The sequence below is a fragment of the Paraburkholderia panacisoli genome, assembly GCF_008369935.1.
In the GTDB taxonomy this organism is placed as follows: Bacteria; Pseudomonadota; Gammaproteobacteria; order Burkholderiales; family Burkholderiaceae; genus Paraburkholderia; species Paraburkholderia panacisoli.
In genome coordinates this window covers 143305-158422 of record NZ_VTUZ01000005.1, presented here as the reverse complement: position 1 = coordinate 158422, position 15118 = coordinate 143305, and the positions used below count along the sequence as shown (strand labels likewise).

Genomic DNA, 15118 nt, shown 5'->3' with positions numbered 1-15118 from the left:
ACCGTTCGATTCAAAAGCCTGTAGGGCTGAAGAACCACTACTGAACAGTACGGACACAGTATATACCAGATCTAGATGCGTGCAACAACTTTTTTCTAGATTTGGTGTGTGACACGGTTAAGCCGCCCAATCCAATTTCTCCGGCATCGCCGGAATCGTCTCCAGCGTCGCCAGGTCGATGTCGTTCACATATGAGCCCGTCCAGCCTTTGTGATGTTTCTCCTTGCCGCGAAGGACAGCCGCCATATGCCCATAGTTAAGCCCATACGCCGCGCAATGCTCCTTGAGATTCCTCCCCTCATGCATTTGCCCACCGGGACTTCGAATGACGAAATCCCGCGCCAACTTGTCAGCAATTCCAACCATGCGCGGGTCGTTCTGTTTGGTGCGTCCCCGCAATGCATTGGCGCTCGCTATAGCATTTTTGGCGATGTATGAATGGGTTTCCGCTGTTCGCCCGGAAAGCGCCTCGGAAATCTTCCTATATCTCTCCGACGTGTGCTTTGTCTGGCCAGCCAAGAGAATCGAGTCAAGTCTACCTCGCTCTTCAAAACGGCTGTTTGCCCTGGCTTCACAGTGATTTTGGTATGCCGTGATGAACCTGCAGTTATTCTCTTCGTAGTCGCCAACGTCGCCAATGCGGCCCATCTGGAATTGATCTCGCTTCCGCCCAATTTGCGCGGGAGAGGAAATGCCCGCATCCCTAACTTTGGTCATGTATTGACTAAAGGTCAGAAGGCTTTTGATCGACCGGTCTAGCGCATGGTTTTGATGTTTAAGAAACTTCCCATACCACTCATCAGCCAATTCTGCGGAGAACCCCAGTTCCTCGACGACCTTAATCTTCTCCGCAATCAACACTCTGCCGCGCCACTTCTTCATGCCGTCTCCACAGACTGATATTTCAAGGTGCCAAGATCAATGAGCGTGAAATGGCCGCTTCTTGGCAGCCAGCCGCCCGTGTCGATGTGATAGACGTTGCCAAGCGCAGCCGGACTACTCAGCGGAGTGTGTCCCACGATCACAGCGCGCACATCAGGGACGCCAGAATGATCCTCCAGCGAGATACGGTCTCGACACCAAAGAACCATGTTCGTGATGGCCTTGAGACTGTTGCTGCTCTTGACCTCAGCGAATCGCTGCACCATGCCGCCCCACGTCGGGCCGCAAATATCTGCGTGAACAATACCGATCAGGCCGTCTGCGGTTTCGACCTCGATAGCGTAGGGAAGGGCGGCAAGCCCAAGCGCGTAGTCCTGCTGTTCGTGCGGCGTCTTGCCGATCAGCCATGCACCGCCATTCATCGCATAGTGGGCGGCGTCGCGTTGGCCGGGATTGACGTACCGAATCGCTAAGTCTTCGTGATTGCCTTGTACCGCATGAAACCAAGGCTTGTCGATCCACTCCAGCGCCATCTCGGAATCGGGCCCGCGGTCTACCAGATCGCCGACGCTGAATAGACGATCGACCTCAGGATTGAAACCGACGCCATCAAGCACGGTTTGCAGCAGGCGAAAGCATCCATGAATGTCACCGACCGCGAAATCCCGACCGGTGGTGTTGCGCTCGTAGTGGTGGACAAATGCGTTCATGCTGCGTCCCTCAACAGTTGGCGCGTCTTAGCGCCCGTCGCCGCCACCGACGCCATCATGCACGTCATTACCTGGTCGAACTTCTTTTGATGGTTCCGCGCAAAGTTCTCAACCGGCAGCCCAGCAGCCAGGGCGCGCTCCGAATCGGAGTGGCGCTTGACCCCGGAGCCGCCGCACTTGCCGCACTTGTCGTACCGCGCGCCATTCAGGATCAGGCCAGTTCCATTGCAAGGAACACAATTGTCCAGAACGAACTCTTTAATGCATGCCGTCGCCAACTTCGTTGCATAGCTCAGTTCCACGCCGAGATTGCACTTGGCCTTGTGTGCCAGCAAGTGAATTGCTCGCTTCCCGGAGAAAGCATCCGACCCAAACTTGAACCGGAACAGGGCGGCTCCAAGCTGGTCCGACATGCCGATAGCCGTAAGACGATCAATCGCCTTCTCCTCGCGCTCATTCCAGGCGAGATTCGAACTTCTGACGTCGCTTGCGTACTTGTCTTTGAACATTCGGAACCCCGCACATGAGACACAAAATGTAGTTGAAAAACAACCTGAAATACTGTCCGATATTTTAACAGAAAAGCGCTTCGTAGTCCTTATCTGAAGCGCTGTCAATCATATATTTCGCGATCATTCTTCAAAGCCCGTCATCCCAAGATGCTCGTATCGAATGCCGCCCACTCCCGCATCCACGACAGGAATCGGCACCACCTCGGGCAAGCGGTCGCGGTTCTTCCGGCGATAAAGTGTCGGTGCCGGCGTCCTGTGCCTCAGTTTCATGAGCATGAACACGCCGAAGGTGATGACGCCGAGTAGGTAGGCGGCGACGTAGGTCATTGCTTCGTCTCCCCGCTAGCTGCGCTCGTATCGCTCTCATAGACGCCGGCCGTCCAATGGTGGTAAGCCTCAACCAACCCAGAATTCAGGGCAGGACGACCGTCGAGCAGCGCCCTCATCCGCCGCACCTCGGCGATGATGTCGTCAATGTATGTTGCCAACTCGTCGTATTCGGATGACCGGAAGAAGTTGTTGCCATCGCGCACGTTCTCAAGGAACTCGCGCCACGGGTTATACGGTTTGTCGCTCAAGCTGCCTCCTGATTGAGTTGCCGCCCATTGGCGTTGAACACTGCACGCGCAAATCCGAGCGGTGTAGCGCTTCGAATGTCGCCGCGGTCGTCGGATGGCGGTGCGGCGTGAATGCGGTTATCGGGCTTCTCCAGTCCTGCAGCGCGGTTCGGTGCCGGCATCACGAAGCCGTTGCCAGTCCACAGGCAGGTTTTCTTCGTGTAGTTGTCTGCGAGCTCGAACTCGGTGAAGTCATACGGATGGAAAGCGTGATCCGGTTTGCGCCAGTACGTCGAGATAGTTGATACAGGGTTCTCGATCCCGTAAGGCGCGCCCATGGATTCGCAGAACTCCGCGGCCGACGCGAACATCTCGATCGACTGCGCCAGCGAGCGCAAGCCTTTTCCCTGAAACCAGCGCGCACCACTAACGGCCAGGTGAGTGCAGGGCGGAAAGGCGAACACGAACTCAACCAGGCTATCGGGCGGAATGGCCGGCAGGCCGAGCAGGGCGTCCCAATGGACGAACATGACCCCGTCGCGTACCAATCGGCCGACATGCTGCACATCGAAGCAGATGCAGCGATAGCCGGCGTCGCGCCACGGCTGGGCCATGTTGCCTGTCTTGTCGAACAGGAAGATTGCTGTCGGGGTCACGCCGCCTCCTTAAATTCCAGTCCCATTTTTCTCGCGCGCCGCGGCACCCATCGCTCCAGCGCGCCGTCAAACGTCTCCAACTTCAAATCGTATGGCGCCGGCCCGGTATCGAGCCATGCATGACATGCCATACAGCCCGGTACGCTAAATTCGTGATCTGCCTTCCGCGCGCCGGCCTTTCCGTGCTTGCTGAAATTCGAATGGCAGGGCACGACCGTCGGATCAGCCCAATCCGTCCACGGACAACAGACGTTCAGGTAGCACGGCTCCCCGCGGCAAGCCGCCAGATACTTCGATCCCTCCTCGACGGTCGGCCGCTTAGCCTTCCGCTTCAGGCCGATCCGCCTCTTCGCCTCCTGTCCGCGCTCGAATTGCTGGCGGGTGGGCTGGGCGAAGGGAGAGCGCTTGAGGGTTGATTTGCGCGGCTTGAATCCTGAGCGCTTCATTGCCATGTCACTTCTCCGCGAGGCATCATCACGTCAGCGCCAGTGGTGAATACTTGACCGCAGTCACAGCGCCTGATCCCCTTGTATGGTCGGTAGACGTGACGGTGAACCAGTTCGCACTCGTCCTGGTAGTAAAGCTTTCCGGGGTGCTTTTCGCCTGGTTCCAGAGTCCCGCACACACTGAACATCAAACGGCACGAGCCGGACGAAAAGTCCATGTAATGCGCGCTGTTCACGTGCAGATCTTTGCCCGTCGCTTTCACGCGAACGTGGTCCATCGGCAGAAACGAGGTGTCGTATTTCGGCTGGTAGCACTCGGCGCAAAAGCCAATGCCGTGCTCTTCGGTTTCTTTCCAGCACCGCCAGCAGTAGCAAATCCGTTTTTCGCTCATTCGAATTGGACTCCAAGTGTTTCGCCGGCATATGCCTGCACGCTATCAAGATATGTCGAGAACTCCCCCACGCTCATCTGCGTCGTCGACTTCCGGCGCGTGATGATCTCGCCATCGGGCAGCGTCAGTTCGTCAAGTACGCCATACCGGCGAGCAAAGAACTCGTGCCAGGTGTCCTTGTCGTACTGGCGGCCTTCGACCCAAGCGGACTCGGCGATCTGCTTCAGCACGGCGCCCCAGTAGAAGCGGTTCTGCTGGGCGTTGCGCTGCCGCTCTTCGGCCGTAACGATCAGGCGAAGCGGCTCGCCCTTGTCGGCAAAGACCGGTGCGTTGGCCTTGATGAAGGCGACGACGGCATTCCAGACGCCGCCGTTACGCAATGTGAACTCGCGGTATAGGGCGGCGGTCATGCTTCTACCCCCATTTCCCTTGCAACCTGACTCACGCGCCATGCAAACTCCTTAGCGGCTTCTTCACGCCCGACCTTGCGAGCCTCATTCAGAAGTTGTGCAATGGCGTGATAGTCCGTAAATTCGTTGAAATGCACGGCCCGCTCGATCTCGCCGACTTTGAACAGAGCATCGCCGCTGCGGTCGGTTTCGTTGCCGGCCCATTCGGATTGAAAGTTGGTCATTTGACGCTCCCGTAACATTCACGCTCACATACCGGACACGCGATCACCAGCGCGTCACCTTCGCGTTGATCTGACACCAGGCGTCCCTCGCTCTGCATACACTCGAAGACCGAACGGCAATGAACACACCTGAAGCGCCATTCCCTCTCGCGTGGCGGCGTACCTCGTTGGATGATCTTCATACCGAACCCCGCTTGATCCAATAACCGTAGAACCCGCGCACCCACGAGAATGCATACAGAAAGCAGAGCGCGAATATCCCGTACTGCCCGGCCTTCCACGTCATCCAGAACCAGAACGGCTGCGATGCGAGTCCGAACAGGCACGCATAGCGACGGCGCGACTCCCGCTTGTCCTGTGACAGAAACACCGCAGTAACGCCGCACAGTCCAATTGCAATCTGATCGATCATTGCGTCACCCCCGCTGCAGCATCCCGTTGTGCACGCTCGCGCGTTTCCGTCGCCAGGCGTGCCATTTCGTATTCCGCCTCGGCTTCCCAGCGAAGGACATTCGCCACGCCCGCGAACCGCGCCACTTCAAGCAAGACAGAGCCGTCTTTCATGCCACGGGCCGCCATTTCTTCAATGCGGGTGAGATGCGCCTTGCAACGCACGATGAGTTCAGGTGTATTCACTCTGTTTCCTCCTTCTCTTCCTTCTTCGCGCTGTCGAGAGCGATCCTCTGTAACTCGGTCGCGAATTCGATAAGCTGATTTAGGCTGCCAGCATGAATCCCATGGTTGCTCGCGAACTCATAGAGAGCAGTGGGGCGGTCGAAGCCGAGTAGGGTGGTCATGTCTTACCCCTTGATCCGGTGAACTAGGCCGGTCGGCGTCGGCGTAACGCCGCTTGGCAGCCGGGACGGATCGTTGGTGACCGATGCCATGAACACCGATTCGCCTTCCGTGCCCGTCGCCTTGATGTAGTCGACTTCGACTTTTGCGCTGTCCACCAGCACGCCGGCCACCTGGGCGACGGCGCGCGCACGGTCGACGTCCATCGGGTTGTCCCGGTCGCGAAGCGCAGCAAGCGTCTGCATCAGGTGTTCGCGCATATCGGTGATCGTGCTCATGACTGTCCTTCCTTCGCCTCGCGGGCGATACGATTAAGCTGGCGCGTGATGGCGCCCTTCAGTTGAACGAGTTTCGCCAGTTCGGGCGAGCGCGAAACCGGATGGTTGCGGCGTGCCAGTTCTTTGCGACTGACCAGCTCGAGCGCGTCGAGCGTGATCTTTTCGGCTTCTGCCGAGCGACGGCCGGCGAGAAAACACACGACGTGGCCGCGCGGGACCGGCCCGTTTGCGGCCTCCCATACCAGGCGGTGCACGCCGACCCAGCGACGCTGCGGCGCAATGCTCGGATCGTCCGTGACCTTGCGCTCGAGGTATCCGTCCTTGCTCAAGCGCTCCGATCCGATCGGTACATAGTTATGCTGCGCGGCCCCGCTCATCTCGCCCTTCTTGAACTGCGTGCGCCGGCAGTTTTCGTGCGTGCCGCAAACACCTTTGACGCCTGTATTCCATGCTTTCTGGCCGGACCTGAATCGCGAGGCCATCCCGGCGACAGCGGCGTGACGGCCGGCAGCGGCGAGCGATTCGGCCATATAGGCGGCAGACTTCTTCAATCCCATGCCGAGAGCCTTCTGATAAACAGAAGTGGGCGTGCGATCCATCTGCTCTGCCAGCGTCGCGGTGTTTGTGTCCGCATACGCGCGCTCGAGCAAAGCAATATCCGCTGGCAGCCATGGCTTTTTCATTTCTCACCTCCGATCTCGCGCCATCTGTCATACGGCATCACTTCGAGTCCAAAACTTCCGACCCAGCGTCCTTCCCACTTAAGTACTTCCGGCTCTGTCAGCGGCTCGCCGTCCGGGAACAAACACTGGACTTCAACCCATCCATCCCGCTCTGGCGGCGTCGCACAAGAGGTCCAGGTCATGCGGCCTCCCGGTGGGTTTCGCGCGCATAAGCAACCAACTGGCCGAAAGGGTTATTCGCGCACTTCGCCGGGCTTTTATGCTTCAGCCGGTTACGCATAGCAGCGGGTTGCGGCTTGCGAACGTCGTCACCTTCGCCCCACGCGTAAATCGGGAACGGCGGCCCATTGAGTTCCGTCTTTCGCCAACCGGTGATATGGATGCGGTTGTCATCGTGCATGACCTTGAGAAATTCACCGACGCGGCGATAGGAAACTCCGGTCCTTTCGGCGAGACTCTTGGCGTGATCCGACGACGTTTCAAGCGCATGCTTCAGAATGGCAAACGCGGGCGAATACTCTGACTTCACGTTATGTCTCGCTGGCAGGCCCAGGCTCTGACCTTTGAAGAGCGTGGCGCGCAATGAATGCCGCGGCAAAAGATGCATCTTGGTCTTCATGGGCTCATTGCATGCCCAGATCTCCTTGAGGATGCGGATTTCTGTCGTCGTCCACTCGATCCATACTTTTGGCTTCTTTTCCATTACGCGGCCTCCTTCATCTGAAAATCGGCGTAGATATCGCCGTTGTTCGCGCGGCCGACGATGGTCTTTGCTGCCGCACGAAGTTCGCTACGCTCTGCCACTTCGAGCTGGGCGTCATGCACTGCGAGGGCCGTCTTGAGCGACTGGATTGCATCGGCGTCGAGCGCATAGCTGCCAGTGCGATCGGACCGGTACTTGGCGCGCATCATCCCGATCATTGCTTTCTTGATGTCATCGATGTACTCGCCACCATGCCCGCGCTCACACAGGATCAGCGCCATGTTTAGATTGCCAGCCAGGTCATACCAGGCTTCTTCGGTCGGGCAGCGCATCAACGCTTCGAATGACAGGTGATGGCCGAGTGCGATTTCGTTCTGGCGCTGCTCGTTCAGAGGCTTGGTATCCATGCGCTTTTCGTTGGCGACGATGGCGCGATTCAACCAGCGTGTCGGGTTGTACTTCTTTCTTGGCTTTTGGCTGCGGCTCATGCGGCCTCCCTTTCTGCGTACTCTTGAATCCGCACAGCGATGTGCGGCACCGTTCCGTATTGCTTCGCTACCGTCGCGCTGACAATCTGCTTGTCGTCTACGTAGGCGATTCCGTTCATCGCGTCGGCCACCAGCTTTCCAACGTTGTCCCAATCGGGTTTGACGGTGGCGCCAATCAGGCCACGCACGGCCAGATCCTTGCGCTTCTTCGACCAGCTTTCCGGGATCGGCATGTGGATCGTCAGAAGCATCGAAAGAGGGCGCTTCATCGGTGCTGCGCCATCCATCGCTTCGACTGCGGCCATCTTCACCAGGTTCTCGTAGCTTGCTGTCTTGGCCGGCGTGTAGGTCGATACGAAGTTGCCTCGGCGAGCGAAGCGGGGACGACCCTTACCGACCGGAACGCCGGGCACCGTGAACATCACCCCGTTAGCACTACTACCCGTCGAATCTGCCATTTCTTTCATCTCCATTTCGCTTACCCCCTACGTTCTTTCCAATACCCCGTTAGCCCGTCCTTCAGTTGCCTCTCTGCCGCTTCTCCGAATACCTTGCGCATGTCGGCTAGATATTCGCGGCGCCGATCAATCGTCCAGTCTGCAATCTCCTCGAGTACTTCATGCAAGCGCTTGGGATCGGCGATCATTGGTATTCGTCCCGCATCGAGATCCCTTTCTCAGCAAGCCACTTGTGCCATTCGTCATCCGTATCCGCGTCTTCGTACGTGATCGGCTCATCTGAATACCGCTCAAACGAATAGAAAGGGTTCTCATCGTTCAACCACTTTTCGAATGCCTCGGCCTCGAATTCCAGCCTTTCGTAAAACGCGAATCGCTTCTGGTCCCTGTCCGGATAGATACCGTTCTGATAGTCTGAAACGATCTTTCCGATGATTTGAGTAACTGGCGTCATGCCGCCTCCTTCTTACGGTGATGCATGTTGTACGTGTTCGGCAGGACGCTCTTCTTGTATGGCTGGTAACGTCCGCAAATGTGGTCATAGACGAACTCGACCATTCCGACCTTGCCATTGGTCTTCTTCCGGACCTTCTGCACGTGCACCTGGACGGGCGAGCCGGTCTGCACAACATCCCGATAGACCGTGATGCAGTTGTCGGCCTTATTGCGCCAGTGGGCCGAACCGCTGACGTCGTACGGTGTCGGGACCGGGTAGGCACCTGTCGTCTTGTCCTTCTGCAGCTTCGTCGGGTGAGCGACCAGCCACACGTGCACCTGATTGCGACGGGCGAATGTGCGGATCTTCGTCAACGCCTGGCTGATGTAGTCCGTTTCAGTAACGTTTCCGTCACGGGCAGGGTTGATCTCATTCCACGGGTCGATAATCAGACCGCGAATGCCGTAGCGCAGCACCAGTTGCTGGGATATCTCGAGCAAACCATCGACGGTCGGGTAATCCGGCAGCATGAAGTGGAAGTGATCGTTGATGAATTTCAGCGACTCGCTCATTTCCTTGAAAGACATGCGATCCGTAAAGCCTTCCATGAAAGGCTTGCCGACGATCTTTTCTGCCATCTTCTCGACGTGATACTTGAGCGGCTGATTTTCCGGCGAGAAGATGCCGAAATTCCATCCGTAATGGTTCGCGAGGTTCAGAGCAAGGGCGTCCAGCCATTCCGACTTGCCGTGCCCAGGGATGCCCGTTACAAGCGTCCATTCGCCGGTCATCACGCGATACGTCTCATCCATTTCCGCCCAGCTCGTCGACACGCCGCGCTCCGGGCCGTATTCGTAATCGTTGAAGATCGCTTCGATGATGTCGTCGACGCTGTAGGTTCCCTCGATCGGCAGGGCACGAGCGTTGCCGATGCAATCGGCCAGGATCTCGGCGCCATGCTTCAGAAGGACTTCGTTGGCATCCTTGCAATCCTTCGGCCATACGACGATCAGGCACTTCTCGCGGCCCAGGCGGCGCACCAACTCTTCCTGAAGGCGCACGCCCGGTTCATCGCTATCGACTGCGATGATGTGCAGCTTGACGGCCTCAAGCGCCTTCTCGGTGAGAAAATCGAACTTGTTGCTGTACGACTTCGAGTCGGCGGCCGGCGCACCGTCGGGGACCGATACGCAGCTCTTCAGGCCCGCCATCTCGACGGATAGCTTGTCGATCTCGCCTTCGACCCAAACCAGCACGTCCGGGTTGATATCGTTGATGCCGTACAGAATCCGCTCAGCGCCGGCTGCCATGCGGAAGTGCTTGTCCTTCGATCGATATTTGATGTTGACGACTTCCTCGCCGCGGAAGTAGGGGAACATGATGCAGTCGCGCTCTTCCTCGACCTGCGGGAAGTAGATCGAACCCTTGGTGATGCCATTCCGCTCGACCACTGCAGCATCAATGCCGCGCGTCTTGAACCAGGCTACGGTGCCGTCCGGAACTTGCGTCGGCGTGGCGAACACGGGCCGGCTGTAGACCTTGCGGATTTCCGGCTTCTGCCATTCGCCGCCCTTGAGCGTGCCGCTCCATCCGCAGTGCCAGCAGTTGAACAAACCCTGTTCCGTGTTGACGTTCAGGCACGGGTAGTTCTTCTTTTTCCGGCTGGGCGAGCATTGCGGGCAGGTCGTCTTCACCTCTACGCCGCTCTTGCCGCTGATGTCGATTCCAAAATCGCTAAATGTCTTCACAGTACAAGCCCCGTCGTGTTGCCTTGTTGACCGCTCGGCTTCCCGCCACGTTGATTCCTAACCCAGTTCCGCCAGGTAGCGGGCCAATCGAGCTTTGCGCCGTCTTTCCCACCCTTGGCTATCCAGAAGTCACGAAATTGCGCAGCGACGCTTTCGACATCCAGATCCGGTCTTTCTACTTGGCAGAATTCGATGTCGATATCACTCGGCTCCCAGTCGGCAGGCAAGCGCGTAGCGCGTCGCGTCTCTGCTTTTGTTTCTCTCTTCTCTTCTCTCCTCTTCTCTTCTCTGTGCGTTACTGTCACGTCGTCTGTCACGCTATCCGTCACGTTACTTGTCACGTTACTGTTTCTGGATTTCTCTTCCGCCTCAAAACGATCCTTCTCTCGCTTACGGGCTTGGCGCTCAGCCGCTTGCCGCTTATGCTTTTCGTCCGGAGTCTCGTTCTCGCGGAAGAACTTCGGGAACATCACGGACCCGTCTTCCGTCAGCCTTGCCCATCCCACAAGTGACATTGCGGGACCAAAACAGGGCAGGTCAGACATAGCGGAAATCGTGTCGAGATCGCATTGCGAGAGGATCAAATCGTCTCCGTCACGGTCCCCTTGTTCGCGTGCCGTACCCCATGTCACAAGCAGTGCTGTGACGCATAACGCGACCGTCACGTGACGCGTAACGTGACCGTACGCAGATGTCACGGAGGACTCCTTAGCGGGAACCGTAAGCCAAGAAACAAAATCAGCTTGCCCCGCCAACCAGTCGGCCATGCGGATCACACGCGGGTCGCGCGTCAGTGATACCCTCATCTTGATCCAGTCGCCGGCCATTGCTTATTCCGTGCGCGTGAATTTCCAGACGTACAGCAGAGCGTCAGCAAGACGCTTCGCCTCCTCTGGCGCCATAAAGATCGACGAGGACTTATCAAGACCGAGATTGCCCTCGATTTCAACGTGATAATCGGCGGGGCCATGCTCACGCACGGTCACGCATTGGTCGCTAAGATCGATAGCCAAGACAACGCCGTTTTCCATTCAAAACTCCTTCAGATCGAACTTTTCCATTGCCCAGTCGACGAATGAACCGCGAATAAGCTGGTGGTTCACAAGCCACATGAGCGTTTGTTTGAGGCAGGTTTTGCACGTGTTCATCGCAACCCCTTCTGCGCTTCCATCTTCACCACCTGTGCCGGCGAGCGTGCCGCGATCTCATCCTTCAGTCGGCGCCATAGTCGCGCGCGTTCGGTCAGATCCGTTGCGAGAACCATCGCGGCACCCAATTGCTCTATCCGCGACTCCCGTTCTTCGTCGGTAATCGCGCGATCAGCTGCATTCATATCAACCTCCAAAGAACGGAATCAGGATCGTTGCAACCAGGCAAGCGCCGAAGGCAACGACACAAAGGATGAAGATCGCGGTGCGCATTACGCCGCCCTCTGCGCAATAACTTCTTCCATGATCGTCAGCCCGCGGTCCCGCATCTCGAACTGAGAGATACCGCGCCAGCCGGTGTACTGCTCGAACAGCTTCACGTACTGCGACTGCATGTCCATCGGCGCCTTGGTTCTCTGATTCAGGCAGCGCGACATATGCGGTGCATGCATCCCGACGAACCGAGCGCACATCGACTGGTCATCAGGTTCATTCATTCCACGCTTGGGGCGGTGGGCCCAGCACCATGCAACTGCATCGCGCTTGCAAGTCCATGTGCGAACGATGTCGTCGCTCACGAAACTGATCTTCGGGAGCACTTGGAACCACGGCATTTCTGCTTGATTGTTATCTTTCATGGCTTTACCTATTGCTTTACAGGTTGAAGGAGGGCGAGATTAAGGGGGTCCGAAGACCCCCATAAAAACGCGATATGACCTACAACCCCCCGCCCCTTAGTTATGTTGTGTTGTTAGATTGCTTGCCCACGCGCCTTTGCTTCTTTGCTCTTTCCGCCCGATCCACCACCAGCCTTTCCGCGACCCTTCGCACACAAGACTTTGCGAAACATGGCCCAGTCATATTCCGGGCGCAGTTCTTCGCAGAGAACGCCAGTGATATGCTCGATGGATGGACACTTGTCGATCGGCGCACCGCGATTAATCCAGTTGGAGACGGTGTTCGGCTGCTCGCCAAGTGCATCGGCGAGAGCCTTCAAACCGCCTGCCTCTTTGATGGCGCGGCGCATCGCTTCAGATTCGGGTTTGGTGTTTGTCGGTTCCATGCTCACAAATATACACGCGCCGTGAGTTTTGCGCAAGATATTTGTGAGTTCACGTTGTGAGTCACAAGTCGTGTATGAACAAGTACCCTTCGCAAATGGAAACGACAAATATTCCGTGGCCTGTGATCGCCCAGAAGTTGGCGACGCTCGGCAAGAAACCGGCGTGGTTAGCGGTTCAGCTGAGGACGGGGACCAACACGATTACAAACTGGAAAAAAAGGGGCGGGGCACCTCTGTCGAGGGTCCGCGAAATCGCTGATGCATTGCAGTGCAGCGCTGATGACCTGTTGTCGGCTGCCGCAAATTCCAACCACAATTCAGCAACTACTGATGAGTCGATAAAGCGTCAAATCTCAGGCATGATTACCGATTCGCTCAGGGTGGTGGGCGATAAGATCGGTAACAACAACACTGAGCCAGGACCTGAAGGGACGGGACCGTACCCGTTGATCTCTTGGGTTCAGGCTGGAGCTTGGGAACGCATCGTGGACAATTTTGCGCCGGGAGACGCGGAGCAATGGATCGAGGCACCTGTCAGGGTGTCGAAGAGTTCTTACTGGCTGAGGGTGTGTGGCGAGAGCATGTACGACCCTACTGGCAAGCGCTCATTCAAAGACGGCGATCTGGTGCTGGTCGAGCCTCACGCTTATGCTGAAAATGGATCGCTGGTCGTCGTGCGCCTGGATGATGAATCCGAGGCTACGTTCAAGCAACTCATCATTGAAGGAGGGAGGAAATTCCTGAAGGCTTTGAACCCGAATTGGCCTAACCGCATCTTTGAAGTCAACGGCAACGCCACCATTTGCGGCGTCATCAAAGCCAAGACAGAGGTCTTCTAGGTGTCATAGTTTCCCGCCGGTTACTCACGCAGTTTGCATACAGCCCGCCATCGAGCGGGCTTTTTTGCGTCCATACAACGGGAACTCACAAATTACCCCGAAATAAAACTCACAAAAAGAGTTTGACGAAAACTCACACGGTGTGTAGTATGAACTCATTCGCAGCAAACACGCAGCACCAGCGCAACGGCGCACCTCGAAGCCTGAGGGTTCTTTAAAAATCTAGTTTGGGATGAATAGGCGCGATGGCTTCGGTCGACAGCGCCCAGCTCCTGGCCGTGGCGGCTGCATGTAAAAGCCACGAAATGGCGGACAGATGATCCGTTTCCGAAAGGCGCCCAGCTAACCCTGGCGAGGTAAAGGTTAGCACCCGCCAGGCCGGCCAGATGCACGGTCGGTCTGGATGCAGTTTCAGTGGAGCGCCTTGAGCGAAGCCGCCCCAACGGTCAGAACCGGCGCTGGCGGCAATCAGTGCGTAGGGCGCTCCACTGAGACTGTTGTATCAAACATACCCGCGTGCCGCGTCGTGCGGTGCGCCGTTAGGACAACTATGCGCTGCGGCGCAATGGAGACCACCATGTCCTTACTAGCGAAAGACCTAATTGAACTTAATGCCTTGCCATTACCGCACGGCACATTGACAGACCATCTCCTCCGGGAGATCGCGCTGAATCTGATCGCTCCGGGAGTTAAAGATGAACGCGACGGCGCTTGATGCCTGGCGAAACCGCCCCATGACCGTCCGCACTCTCGATCACTGCGACAAATGCAAGACGCTCGCCGAGGGAGTCGAGACTCGCACTCACAAGAGTTATTGGCCGACATTCGAAATCAGCCTGAAATCGTGTTCGCCATGCTTCGAAGCGGCCAAGCGCGAAGCGTCGGCGGAATTCAACGTGACCATATGTTAGGAGCGTTCAAATGAACATCTACCACTGGATCGCCTTGCTCTTTGTCGCCGACCTCGCGCTCATTCTGTTTGTGCGTGGCGCCGATGAGCGCCGTCAGGATTCGCAGAAGCGGAAGACCGAATGGAGGCGGGCATGAGAAAGCAACGCGGATTCACAGCGATTGAGGTTCTAGCCATCCTGCTGACCTTGTGCGCGATAGCAGGGGTTGGAGGGTTGATCTACATCGCCATGCATTTCATCAGCAAGTTTTGGTGAGGTGAACCATGAAAAGCGACTTAGACGAGTGGATCGAGTTCACTCGCGCATGGGTGGACGAGCAGCAGGGCATTCAGGATGCGGTTGATGCGGCGGCATTTGCTCGCTTCATGGCAGCGCTGGGTTTGAATAACGAAACGAGAGGAAGGCAATGAGCGCCATTGAAAACCTCGGCACGGCAATCGAAAAGGCGTTGGATGATGAACCAGTTTCCGATGTTCTCGCCGTTCTGACTGGCGCGTTCGTCAGCCTCACGGTTGAACTGGTCCGCCGCCAGGGGCACGACGTGACGAAGGAAATCAAGGTTGATGGTGGGCGCCAACGCGACATCACCATTCACGCCCCGAAAGAAAACTGATTTTACGCCGGGAGCAATGCCCATACCGCGAGACCGATTGGGGAGCAGCGGAGCGAGCATGAGACCGAATGCAATTTCCGGCCTATCGGCGAGGCCGGAGCCCTGACGAATTCCAGTGCGTGACGCTCAAATCCGCCAGGGCCGACACCCTACAAATAAGGACTAC

At 57.1% G+C, this 15118-nt stretch carries 32 protein-coding genes; 6 read left to right on the top strand and 26 right to left on the bottom strand.

Translation table 11 applies throughout. The features are described from left to right. Window positions 1-117: 117 nt before the first annotated feature. The 26 genes from FVF58_RS09480 to FVF58_RS09365 form a co-directional block, all read right to left on the bottom strand. Window positions 118-882, bottom strand: a complete 765-nt coding sequence (locus FVF58_RS09480; protein ID WP_149669642.1) for a hypothetical protein — start codon at window positions 880-882, stop codon at window positions 118-120. Next, window positions 879-1592 carry a metallophosphoesterase gene (locus FVF58_RS09475; RefSeq protein WP_149669641.1) on the bottom strand — a complete coding sequence of 238 codons (714 nt, stop codon included), beginning with the start codon at window positions 1590-1592 and terminating at the stop codon, window positions 879-881. Before FVF58_RS09475 ends, FVF58_RS09480 begins: the two co-directional genes overlap by 4 nt. After that, the gene (locus tag FVF58_RS09470; protein WP_149669640.1) at window positions 1589-2101 is read right to left on the bottom strand and encodes a hypothetical protein; all 513 of its coding nucleotides are present in this window, start codon (window positions 2099-2101) and stop codon (window positions 1589-1591) included. Before FVF58_RS09470 ends, FVF58_RS09475 begins: the two co-directional genes overlap by 4 nt. Before the next feature lie 123 nt (window positions 2102-2224). Next, on the bottom strand, window positions 2225-2431 hold the full coding sequence (locus tag FVF58_RS09465; RefSeq protein ID WP_149669639.1) for a hypothetical protein: 207 nt from the start codon (window positions 2429-2431) through the stop codon (window positions 2225-2227). Then, window positions 2428-2682 carry a hypothetical protein gene (locus tag FVF58_RS09460; RefSeq protein WP_149669638.1) on the bottom strand — a complete coding sequence of 85 codons (255 nt, stop codon included), beginning with the start codon at window positions 2680-2682 and terminating at the stop codon, window positions 2428-2430. The genes FVF58_RS09465 and FVF58_RS09460 overlap by 4 nt, the downstream gene beginning before the upstream one ends. Then, window positions 2679-3275, bottom strand: coding sequence for a hypothetical protein (locus FVF58_RS09455; RefSeq protein WP_149669637.1), 597 nt, complete (start codon window positions 3273-3275; stop codon window positions 2679-2681). The genes FVF58_RS09460 and FVF58_RS09455 overlap by 4 nt, the downstream gene beginning before the upstream one ends. A gap of 38 nt (window positions 3276-3313) precedes the next feature. Next, complete coding sequence (locus tag FVF58_RS09450; RefSeq protein WP_149669852.1) at window positions 3314-3763, bottom strand: hypothetical protein; 450 nt, start codon at window positions 3761-3763, stop codon at window positions 3314-3316. Then, on the bottom strand, window positions 3760-4155 hold the full coding sequence (locus FVF58_RS09445) for a hypothetical protein (RefSeq protein WP_149669636.1): 396 nt from the start codon (window positions 4153-4155) through the stop codon (window positions 3760-3762). Before FVF58_RS09445 ends, FVF58_RS09450 begins: the two co-directional genes overlap by 4 nt. Continuing rightward, complete coding sequence (locus FVF58_RS09440; RefSeq protein ID WP_149669635.1) at window positions 4152-4565, bottom strand: recombination protein NinB; 414 nt, start codon at window positions 4563-4565, stop codon at window positions 4152-4154. The genes FVF58_RS09445 and FVF58_RS09440 overlap by 4 nt, the downstream gene beginning before the upstream one ends. Further along, window positions 4562-4789 carry a hypothetical protein gene (locus tag FVF58_RS09435; RefSeq protein WP_149669634.1) on the bottom strand — a complete coding sequence of 76 codons (228 nt, stop codon included), beginning with the start codon at window positions 4787-4789 and terminating at the stop codon, window positions 4562-4564. The genes FVF58_RS09440 and FVF58_RS09435 overlap by 4 nt, the downstream gene beginning before the upstream one ends. A 178-nt stretch (window positions 4790-4967) precedes the next feature. Then, window positions 4968-5201: a hypothetical protein gene (locus tag FVF58_RS09430; protein ID WP_149669633.1), complete on the bottom strand. Its 234-nt coding sequence runs from the start codon at window positions 5199-5201 to the stop codon at window positions 4968-4970. Further along, entirely contained in the window at window positions 5198-5425 is a 228-nt protein-coding gene (locus FVF58_RS09425; protein ID WP_149669632.1) for a hypothetical protein, read from the bottom strand. The genes FVF58_RS09430 and FVF58_RS09425 overlap by 4 nt, the downstream gene beginning before the upstream one ends. Then, the gene (locus FVF58_RS51325; RefSeq protein ID WP_188130767.1) at window positions 5422-5586 is read right to left on the bottom strand and encodes a hypothetical protein; all 165 of its coding nucleotides are present in this window, start codon (window positions 5584-5586) and stop codon (window positions 5422-5424) included. Before FVF58_RS51325 ends, FVF58_RS09425 begins: the two co-directional genes overlap by 4 nt. A 3-nt stretch (window positions 5587-5589) precedes the next feature. Beyond that, entirely contained in the window at window positions 5590-5862 is a 273-nt protein-coding gene (locus tag FVF58_RS09420; protein ID WP_149669631.1) for a hypothetical protein, read from the bottom strand. Then, complete coding sequence (locus tag FVF58_RS09415; protein ID WP_149669630.1) at window positions 5859-6545, bottom strand: HNH endonuclease signature motif containing protein; 687 nt, start codon at window positions 6543-6545, stop codon at window positions 5859-5861. The genes FVF58_RS09420 and FVF58_RS09415 overlap by 4 nt, the downstream gene beginning before the upstream one ends. A 178-nt stretch (window positions 6546-6723) precedes the next feature. Continuing rightward, window positions 6724-7248: a hypothetical protein gene (locus tag FVF58_RS09410; RefSeq protein ID WP_149669629.1), complete on the bottom strand. Its 525-nt coding sequence runs from the start codon at window positions 7246-7248 to the stop codon at window positions 6724-6726. Then, window positions 7248-7736, bottom strand: a complete 489-nt coding sequence (locus tag FVF58_RS09405) for a hypothetical protein (RefSeq protein WP_149669628.1) — start codon at window positions 7734-7736, stop codon at window positions 7248-7250. The genes FVF58_RS09410 and FVF58_RS09405 overlap by 1 nt, the downstream gene beginning before the upstream one ends. Then, window positions 7733-8209: a RusA family crossover junction endodeoxyribonuclease gene (locus tag FVF58_RS09400; RefSeq protein ID WP_342802398.1), complete on the bottom strand. Its 477-nt coding sequence runs from the start codon at window positions 8207-8209 to the stop codon at window positions 7733-7735. The genes FVF58_RS09405 and FVF58_RS09400 overlap by 4 nt, the downstream gene beginning before the upstream one ends. A gap of 5 nt (window positions 8210-8214) precedes the next feature. Beyond that, window positions 8215-8382 carry a hypothetical protein gene (locus FVF58_RS51320; RefSeq protein ID WP_188130766.1) on the bottom strand — a complete coding sequence of 56 codons (168 nt, stop codon included), beginning with the start codon at window positions 8380-8382 and terminating at the stop codon, window positions 8215-8217. Continuing rightward, on the bottom strand, window positions 8379-8648 hold the full coding sequence (locus tag FVF58_RS09395; RefSeq protein ID WP_149669627.1) for a hypothetical protein: 270 nt from the start codon (window positions 8646-8648) through the stop codon (window positions 8379-8381). Before FVF58_RS09395 ends, FVF58_RS51320 begins: the two co-directional genes overlap by 4 nt. Next, window positions 8645-10378: a DnaB-like helicase C-terminal domain-containing protein gene (locus FVF58_RS09390; protein WP_149669626.1), complete on the bottom strand. Its 1734-nt coding sequence runs from the start codon at window positions 10376-10378 to the stop codon at window positions 8645-8647. Before FVF58_RS09390 ends, FVF58_RS09395 begins: the two co-directional genes overlap by 4 nt. Next, window positions 10375-11205: a hypothetical protein gene (locus FVF58_RS09385; protein ID WP_149669625.1), complete on the bottom strand. Its 831-nt coding sequence runs from the start codon at window positions 11203-11205 to the stop codon at window positions 10375-10377. Before FVF58_RS09385 ends, FVF58_RS09390 begins: the two co-directional genes overlap by 4 nt. 3 nt (window positions 11206-11208) lie before the next feature. Further along, complete coding sequence (locus FVF58_RS09380) at window positions 11209-11409, bottom strand: hypothetical protein (RefSeq protein WP_149669624.1); 201 nt, start codon at window positions 11407-11409, stop codon at window positions 11209-11211. A 113-nt stretch (window positions 11410-11522) separates the two neighbouring features. After that, the gene (locus FVF58_RS09375; protein WP_149669623.1) at window positions 11523-11711 is read right to left on the bottom strand and encodes a hypothetical protein; all 189 of its coding nucleotides are present in this window, start codon (window positions 11709-11711) and stop codon (window positions 11523-11525) included. 87 nt (window positions 11712-11798) lie between these two features. After that, window positions 11799-12164 (bottom strand): hypothetical protein, encoded by a 366-nt coding sequence (locus FVF58_RS09370; RefSeq protein WP_149669622.1) that lies wholly within the window; start codon window positions 12162-12164, stop codon window positions 11799-11801. Window positions 12165-12277: 113 nt separating this feature from the next. After that, window positions 12278-12589, bottom strand: a complete 312-nt coding sequence (locus FVF58_RS09365) for a transcriptional regulator (protein ID WP_149669621.1) — start codon at window positions 12587-12589, stop codon at window positions 12278-12280. Between the two features lie 74 nt (window positions 12590-12663). Here FVF58_RS09365 and FVF58_RS52610 point away from each other — a divergent pair, with 74 nt between their 5' ends. The 6 genes from FVF58_RS52610 (at window position 12664) to FVF58_RS09355 (ending at window position 14952) form a co-directional block, all read left to right on the top strand. After that, complete coding sequence (locus FVF58_RS52610; RefSeq protein ID WP_246216992.1) at window positions 12664-13428, top strand: LexA family protein; 765 nt, start codon at window positions 12664-12666, stop codon at window positions 13426-13428. A gap of 577 nt (window positions 13429-14005) precedes the next feature. Continuing rightward, entirely contained in the window at window positions 14006-14143 is a 138-nt protein-coding gene (locus FVF58_RS51315; RefSeq protein WP_188130765.1) for a hypothetical protein, read from the top strand. Between the two features lie 206 nt (window positions 14144-14349). Continuing rightward, window positions 14350-14475 (top strand): hypothetical protein, encoded by a 126-nt coding sequence (locus tag FVF58_RS54125; protein ID WP_281291166.1) that lies wholly within the window; start codon window positions 14350-14352, stop codon window positions 14473-14475. Next, entirely contained in the window at window positions 14472-14594 is a 123-nt protein-coding gene (locus FVF58_RS52275; RefSeq protein WP_223191138.1) for a prepilin-type N-terminal cleavage/methylation domain-containing protein, read from the top strand. The genes FVF58_RS54125 and FVF58_RS52275 overlap by 4 nt, the downstream gene beginning before the upstream one ends. Before the next feature lie 8 nt (window positions 14595-14602). Continuing rightward, entirely contained in the window at window positions 14603-14749 is a 147-nt protein-coding gene (locus FVF58_RS51310) for a hypothetical protein (protein WP_188130764.1), read from the top strand. Further along, window positions 14746-14952 (top strand): hypothetical protein, encoded by a 207-nt coding sequence (locus tag FVF58_RS09355; protein ID WP_149669620.1) that lies wholly within the window; start codon window positions 14746-14748, stop codon window positions 14950-14952. Before FVF58_RS51310 ends, FVF58_RS09355 begins: the two co-directional genes overlap by 4 nt. Window positions 14953-15118: the final 166 nt, after the last annotated feature.

Bases quoted from the DNA above. Each gene is read 5' to 3' on its own strand.
- FVF58_RS09440 (WP_149669635.1), bottom strand. From the start codon at position 4,565: ATGACCGCCGCCCTATACCGCGAGTTCACATTGCGTAACGGCGGCGTC.
- FVF58_RS54125 (WP_281291166.1), top strand. From the start codon at position 14,350: ATGAACATCTACCACTGGATCGCCTTGCTCTTTGTCGCCGACCTCGCG.
- FVF58_RS09475 (WP_149669641.1), bottom strand. From the start codon at position 1,592: ATGAACGCATTTGTCCACCACTACGAGCGCAACACCACCGGTCGGGAT.
- FVF58_RS09410 (WP_149669629.1), bottom strand. From the start codon at position 7,248: ATGGAAAAGAAGCCAAAAGTATGGATCGAGTGGACGACGACAGAAATC.
- FVF58_RS52275 (WP_223191138.1), top strand. From the start codon at position 14,472: ATGAGAAAGCAACGCGGATTCACAGCGATTGAGGTTCTAGCCATCCTG.
- FVF58_RS09445 (WP_149669636.1), bottom strand. From the start codon at position 4,155: ATGAGCGAAAAACGGATTTGCTACTGCTGGCGGTGCTGGAAAGAAACC.
- FVF58_RS09420 (WP_149669631.1), bottom strand. From the start codon at position 5,862: ATGAGCACGATCACCGATATGCGCGAACACCTGATGCAGACGCTTGCT.
- FVF58_RS09415 (WP_149669630.1), bottom strand. From the start codon at position 6,545: ATGAAAAAGCCATGGCTGCCAGCGGATATTGCTTTGCTCGAGCGCGCG.
- FVF58_RS51325 (WP_188130767.1), bottom strand. From the start codon at position 5,586: ATGACCACCCTACTCGGCTTCGACCGCCCCACTGCTCTCTATGAGTTC.
- FVF58_RS09375 (WP_149669623.1), bottom strand. From the start codon at position 11,711: ATGAATGCAGCTGATCGCGCGATTACCGACGAAGAACGGGAGTCGCGG.
- FVF58_RS09430 (WP_149669633.1), bottom strand. From the start codon at position 5,201: ATGATCGATCAGATTGCAATTGGACTGTGCGGCGTTACTGCGGTGTTT.
- FVF58_RS09480 (WP_149669642.1), bottom strand. From the start codon at position 882: ATGAAGAAGTGGCGCGGCAGAGTGTTGATTGCGGAGAAGATTAAGGTC.
- FVF58_RS51315 (WP_188130765.1), top strand. From the start codon at position 14,006: ATGTCCTTACTAGCGAAAGACCTAATTGAACTTAATGCCTTGCCATTA.
- FVF58_RS09400 (WP_342802398.1), bottom strand. From the start codon at position 8,209: ATGGAGATGAAAGAAATGGCAGATTCGACGGGTAGTAGTGCTAACGGG.
- FVF58_RS09470 (WP_149669640.1), bottom strand. From the start codon at position 2,101: ATGTTCAAAGACAAGTACGCAAGCGACGTCAGAAGTTCGAATCTCGCC.
- FVF58_RS09395 (WP_149669627.1), bottom strand. From the start codon at position 8,648: ATGACGCCAGTTACTCAAATCATCGGAAAGATCGTTTCAGACTATCAG.
- FVF58_RS09365 (WP_149669621.1), bottom strand. From the start codon at position 12,589: ATGGAACCGACAAACACCAAACCCGAATCTGAAGCGATGCGCCGCGCC.
- FVF58_RS09405 (WP_149669628.1), bottom strand. From the start codon at position 7,736: ATGAGCCGCAGCCAAAAGCCAAGAAAGAAGTACAACCCGACACGCTGG.
- FVF58_RS09385 (WP_149669625.1), bottom strand. From the start codon at position 11,205: ATGGCCGGCGACTGGATCAAGATGAGGGTATCACTGACGCGCGACCCG.
- FVF58_RS51320 (WP_188130766.1), bottom strand. From the start codon at position 8,382: ATGATCGCCGATCCCAAGCGCTTGCATGAAGTACTCGAGGAGATTGCA.
- FVF58_RS09380 (WP_149669624.1), bottom strand. From the start codon at position 11,409: ATGGAAAACGGCGTTGTCTTGGCTATCGATCTTAGCGACCAATGCGTG.
- FVF58_RS09455 (WP_149669637.1), bottom strand. From the start codon at position 3,275: ATGGCCCAGCCGTGGCGCGACGCCGGCTATCGCTGCATCTGCTTCGAT.
- FVF58_RS09450 (WP_149669852.1), bottom strand. From the start codon at position 3,763: ATGAAGCGCTCAGGATTCAAGCCGCGCAAATCAACCCTCAAGCGCTCT.
- FVF58_RS09465 (WP_149669639.1), bottom strand. From the start codon at position 2,431: ATGACCTACGTCGCCGCCTACCTACTCGGCGTCATCACCTTCGGCGTG.
- FVF58_RS09370 (WP_149669622.1), bottom strand. From the start codon at position 12,164: ATGAAAGATAACAATCAAGCAGAAATGCCGTGGTTCCAAGTGCTCCCG.
- FVF58_RS09435 (WP_149669634.1), bottom strand. From the start codon at position 4,789: ATGACCAACTTTCAATCCGAATGGGCCGGCAACGAAACCGACCGCAGC.
- FVF58_RS51310 (WP_188130764.1), top strand. From the start codon at position 14,603: ATGAAAAGCGACTTAGACGAGTGGATCGAGTTCACTCGCGCATGGGTG.
- FVF58_RS09355 (WP_149669620.1), top strand. From the start codon at position 14,746: ATGAGCGCCATTGAAAACCTCGGCACGGCAATCGAAAAGGCGTTGGAT.
- FVF58_RS52610 (WP_246216992.1), top strand. From the start codon at position 12,664: ATGAACAAGTACCCTTCGCAAATGGAAACGACAAATATTCCGTGGCCT.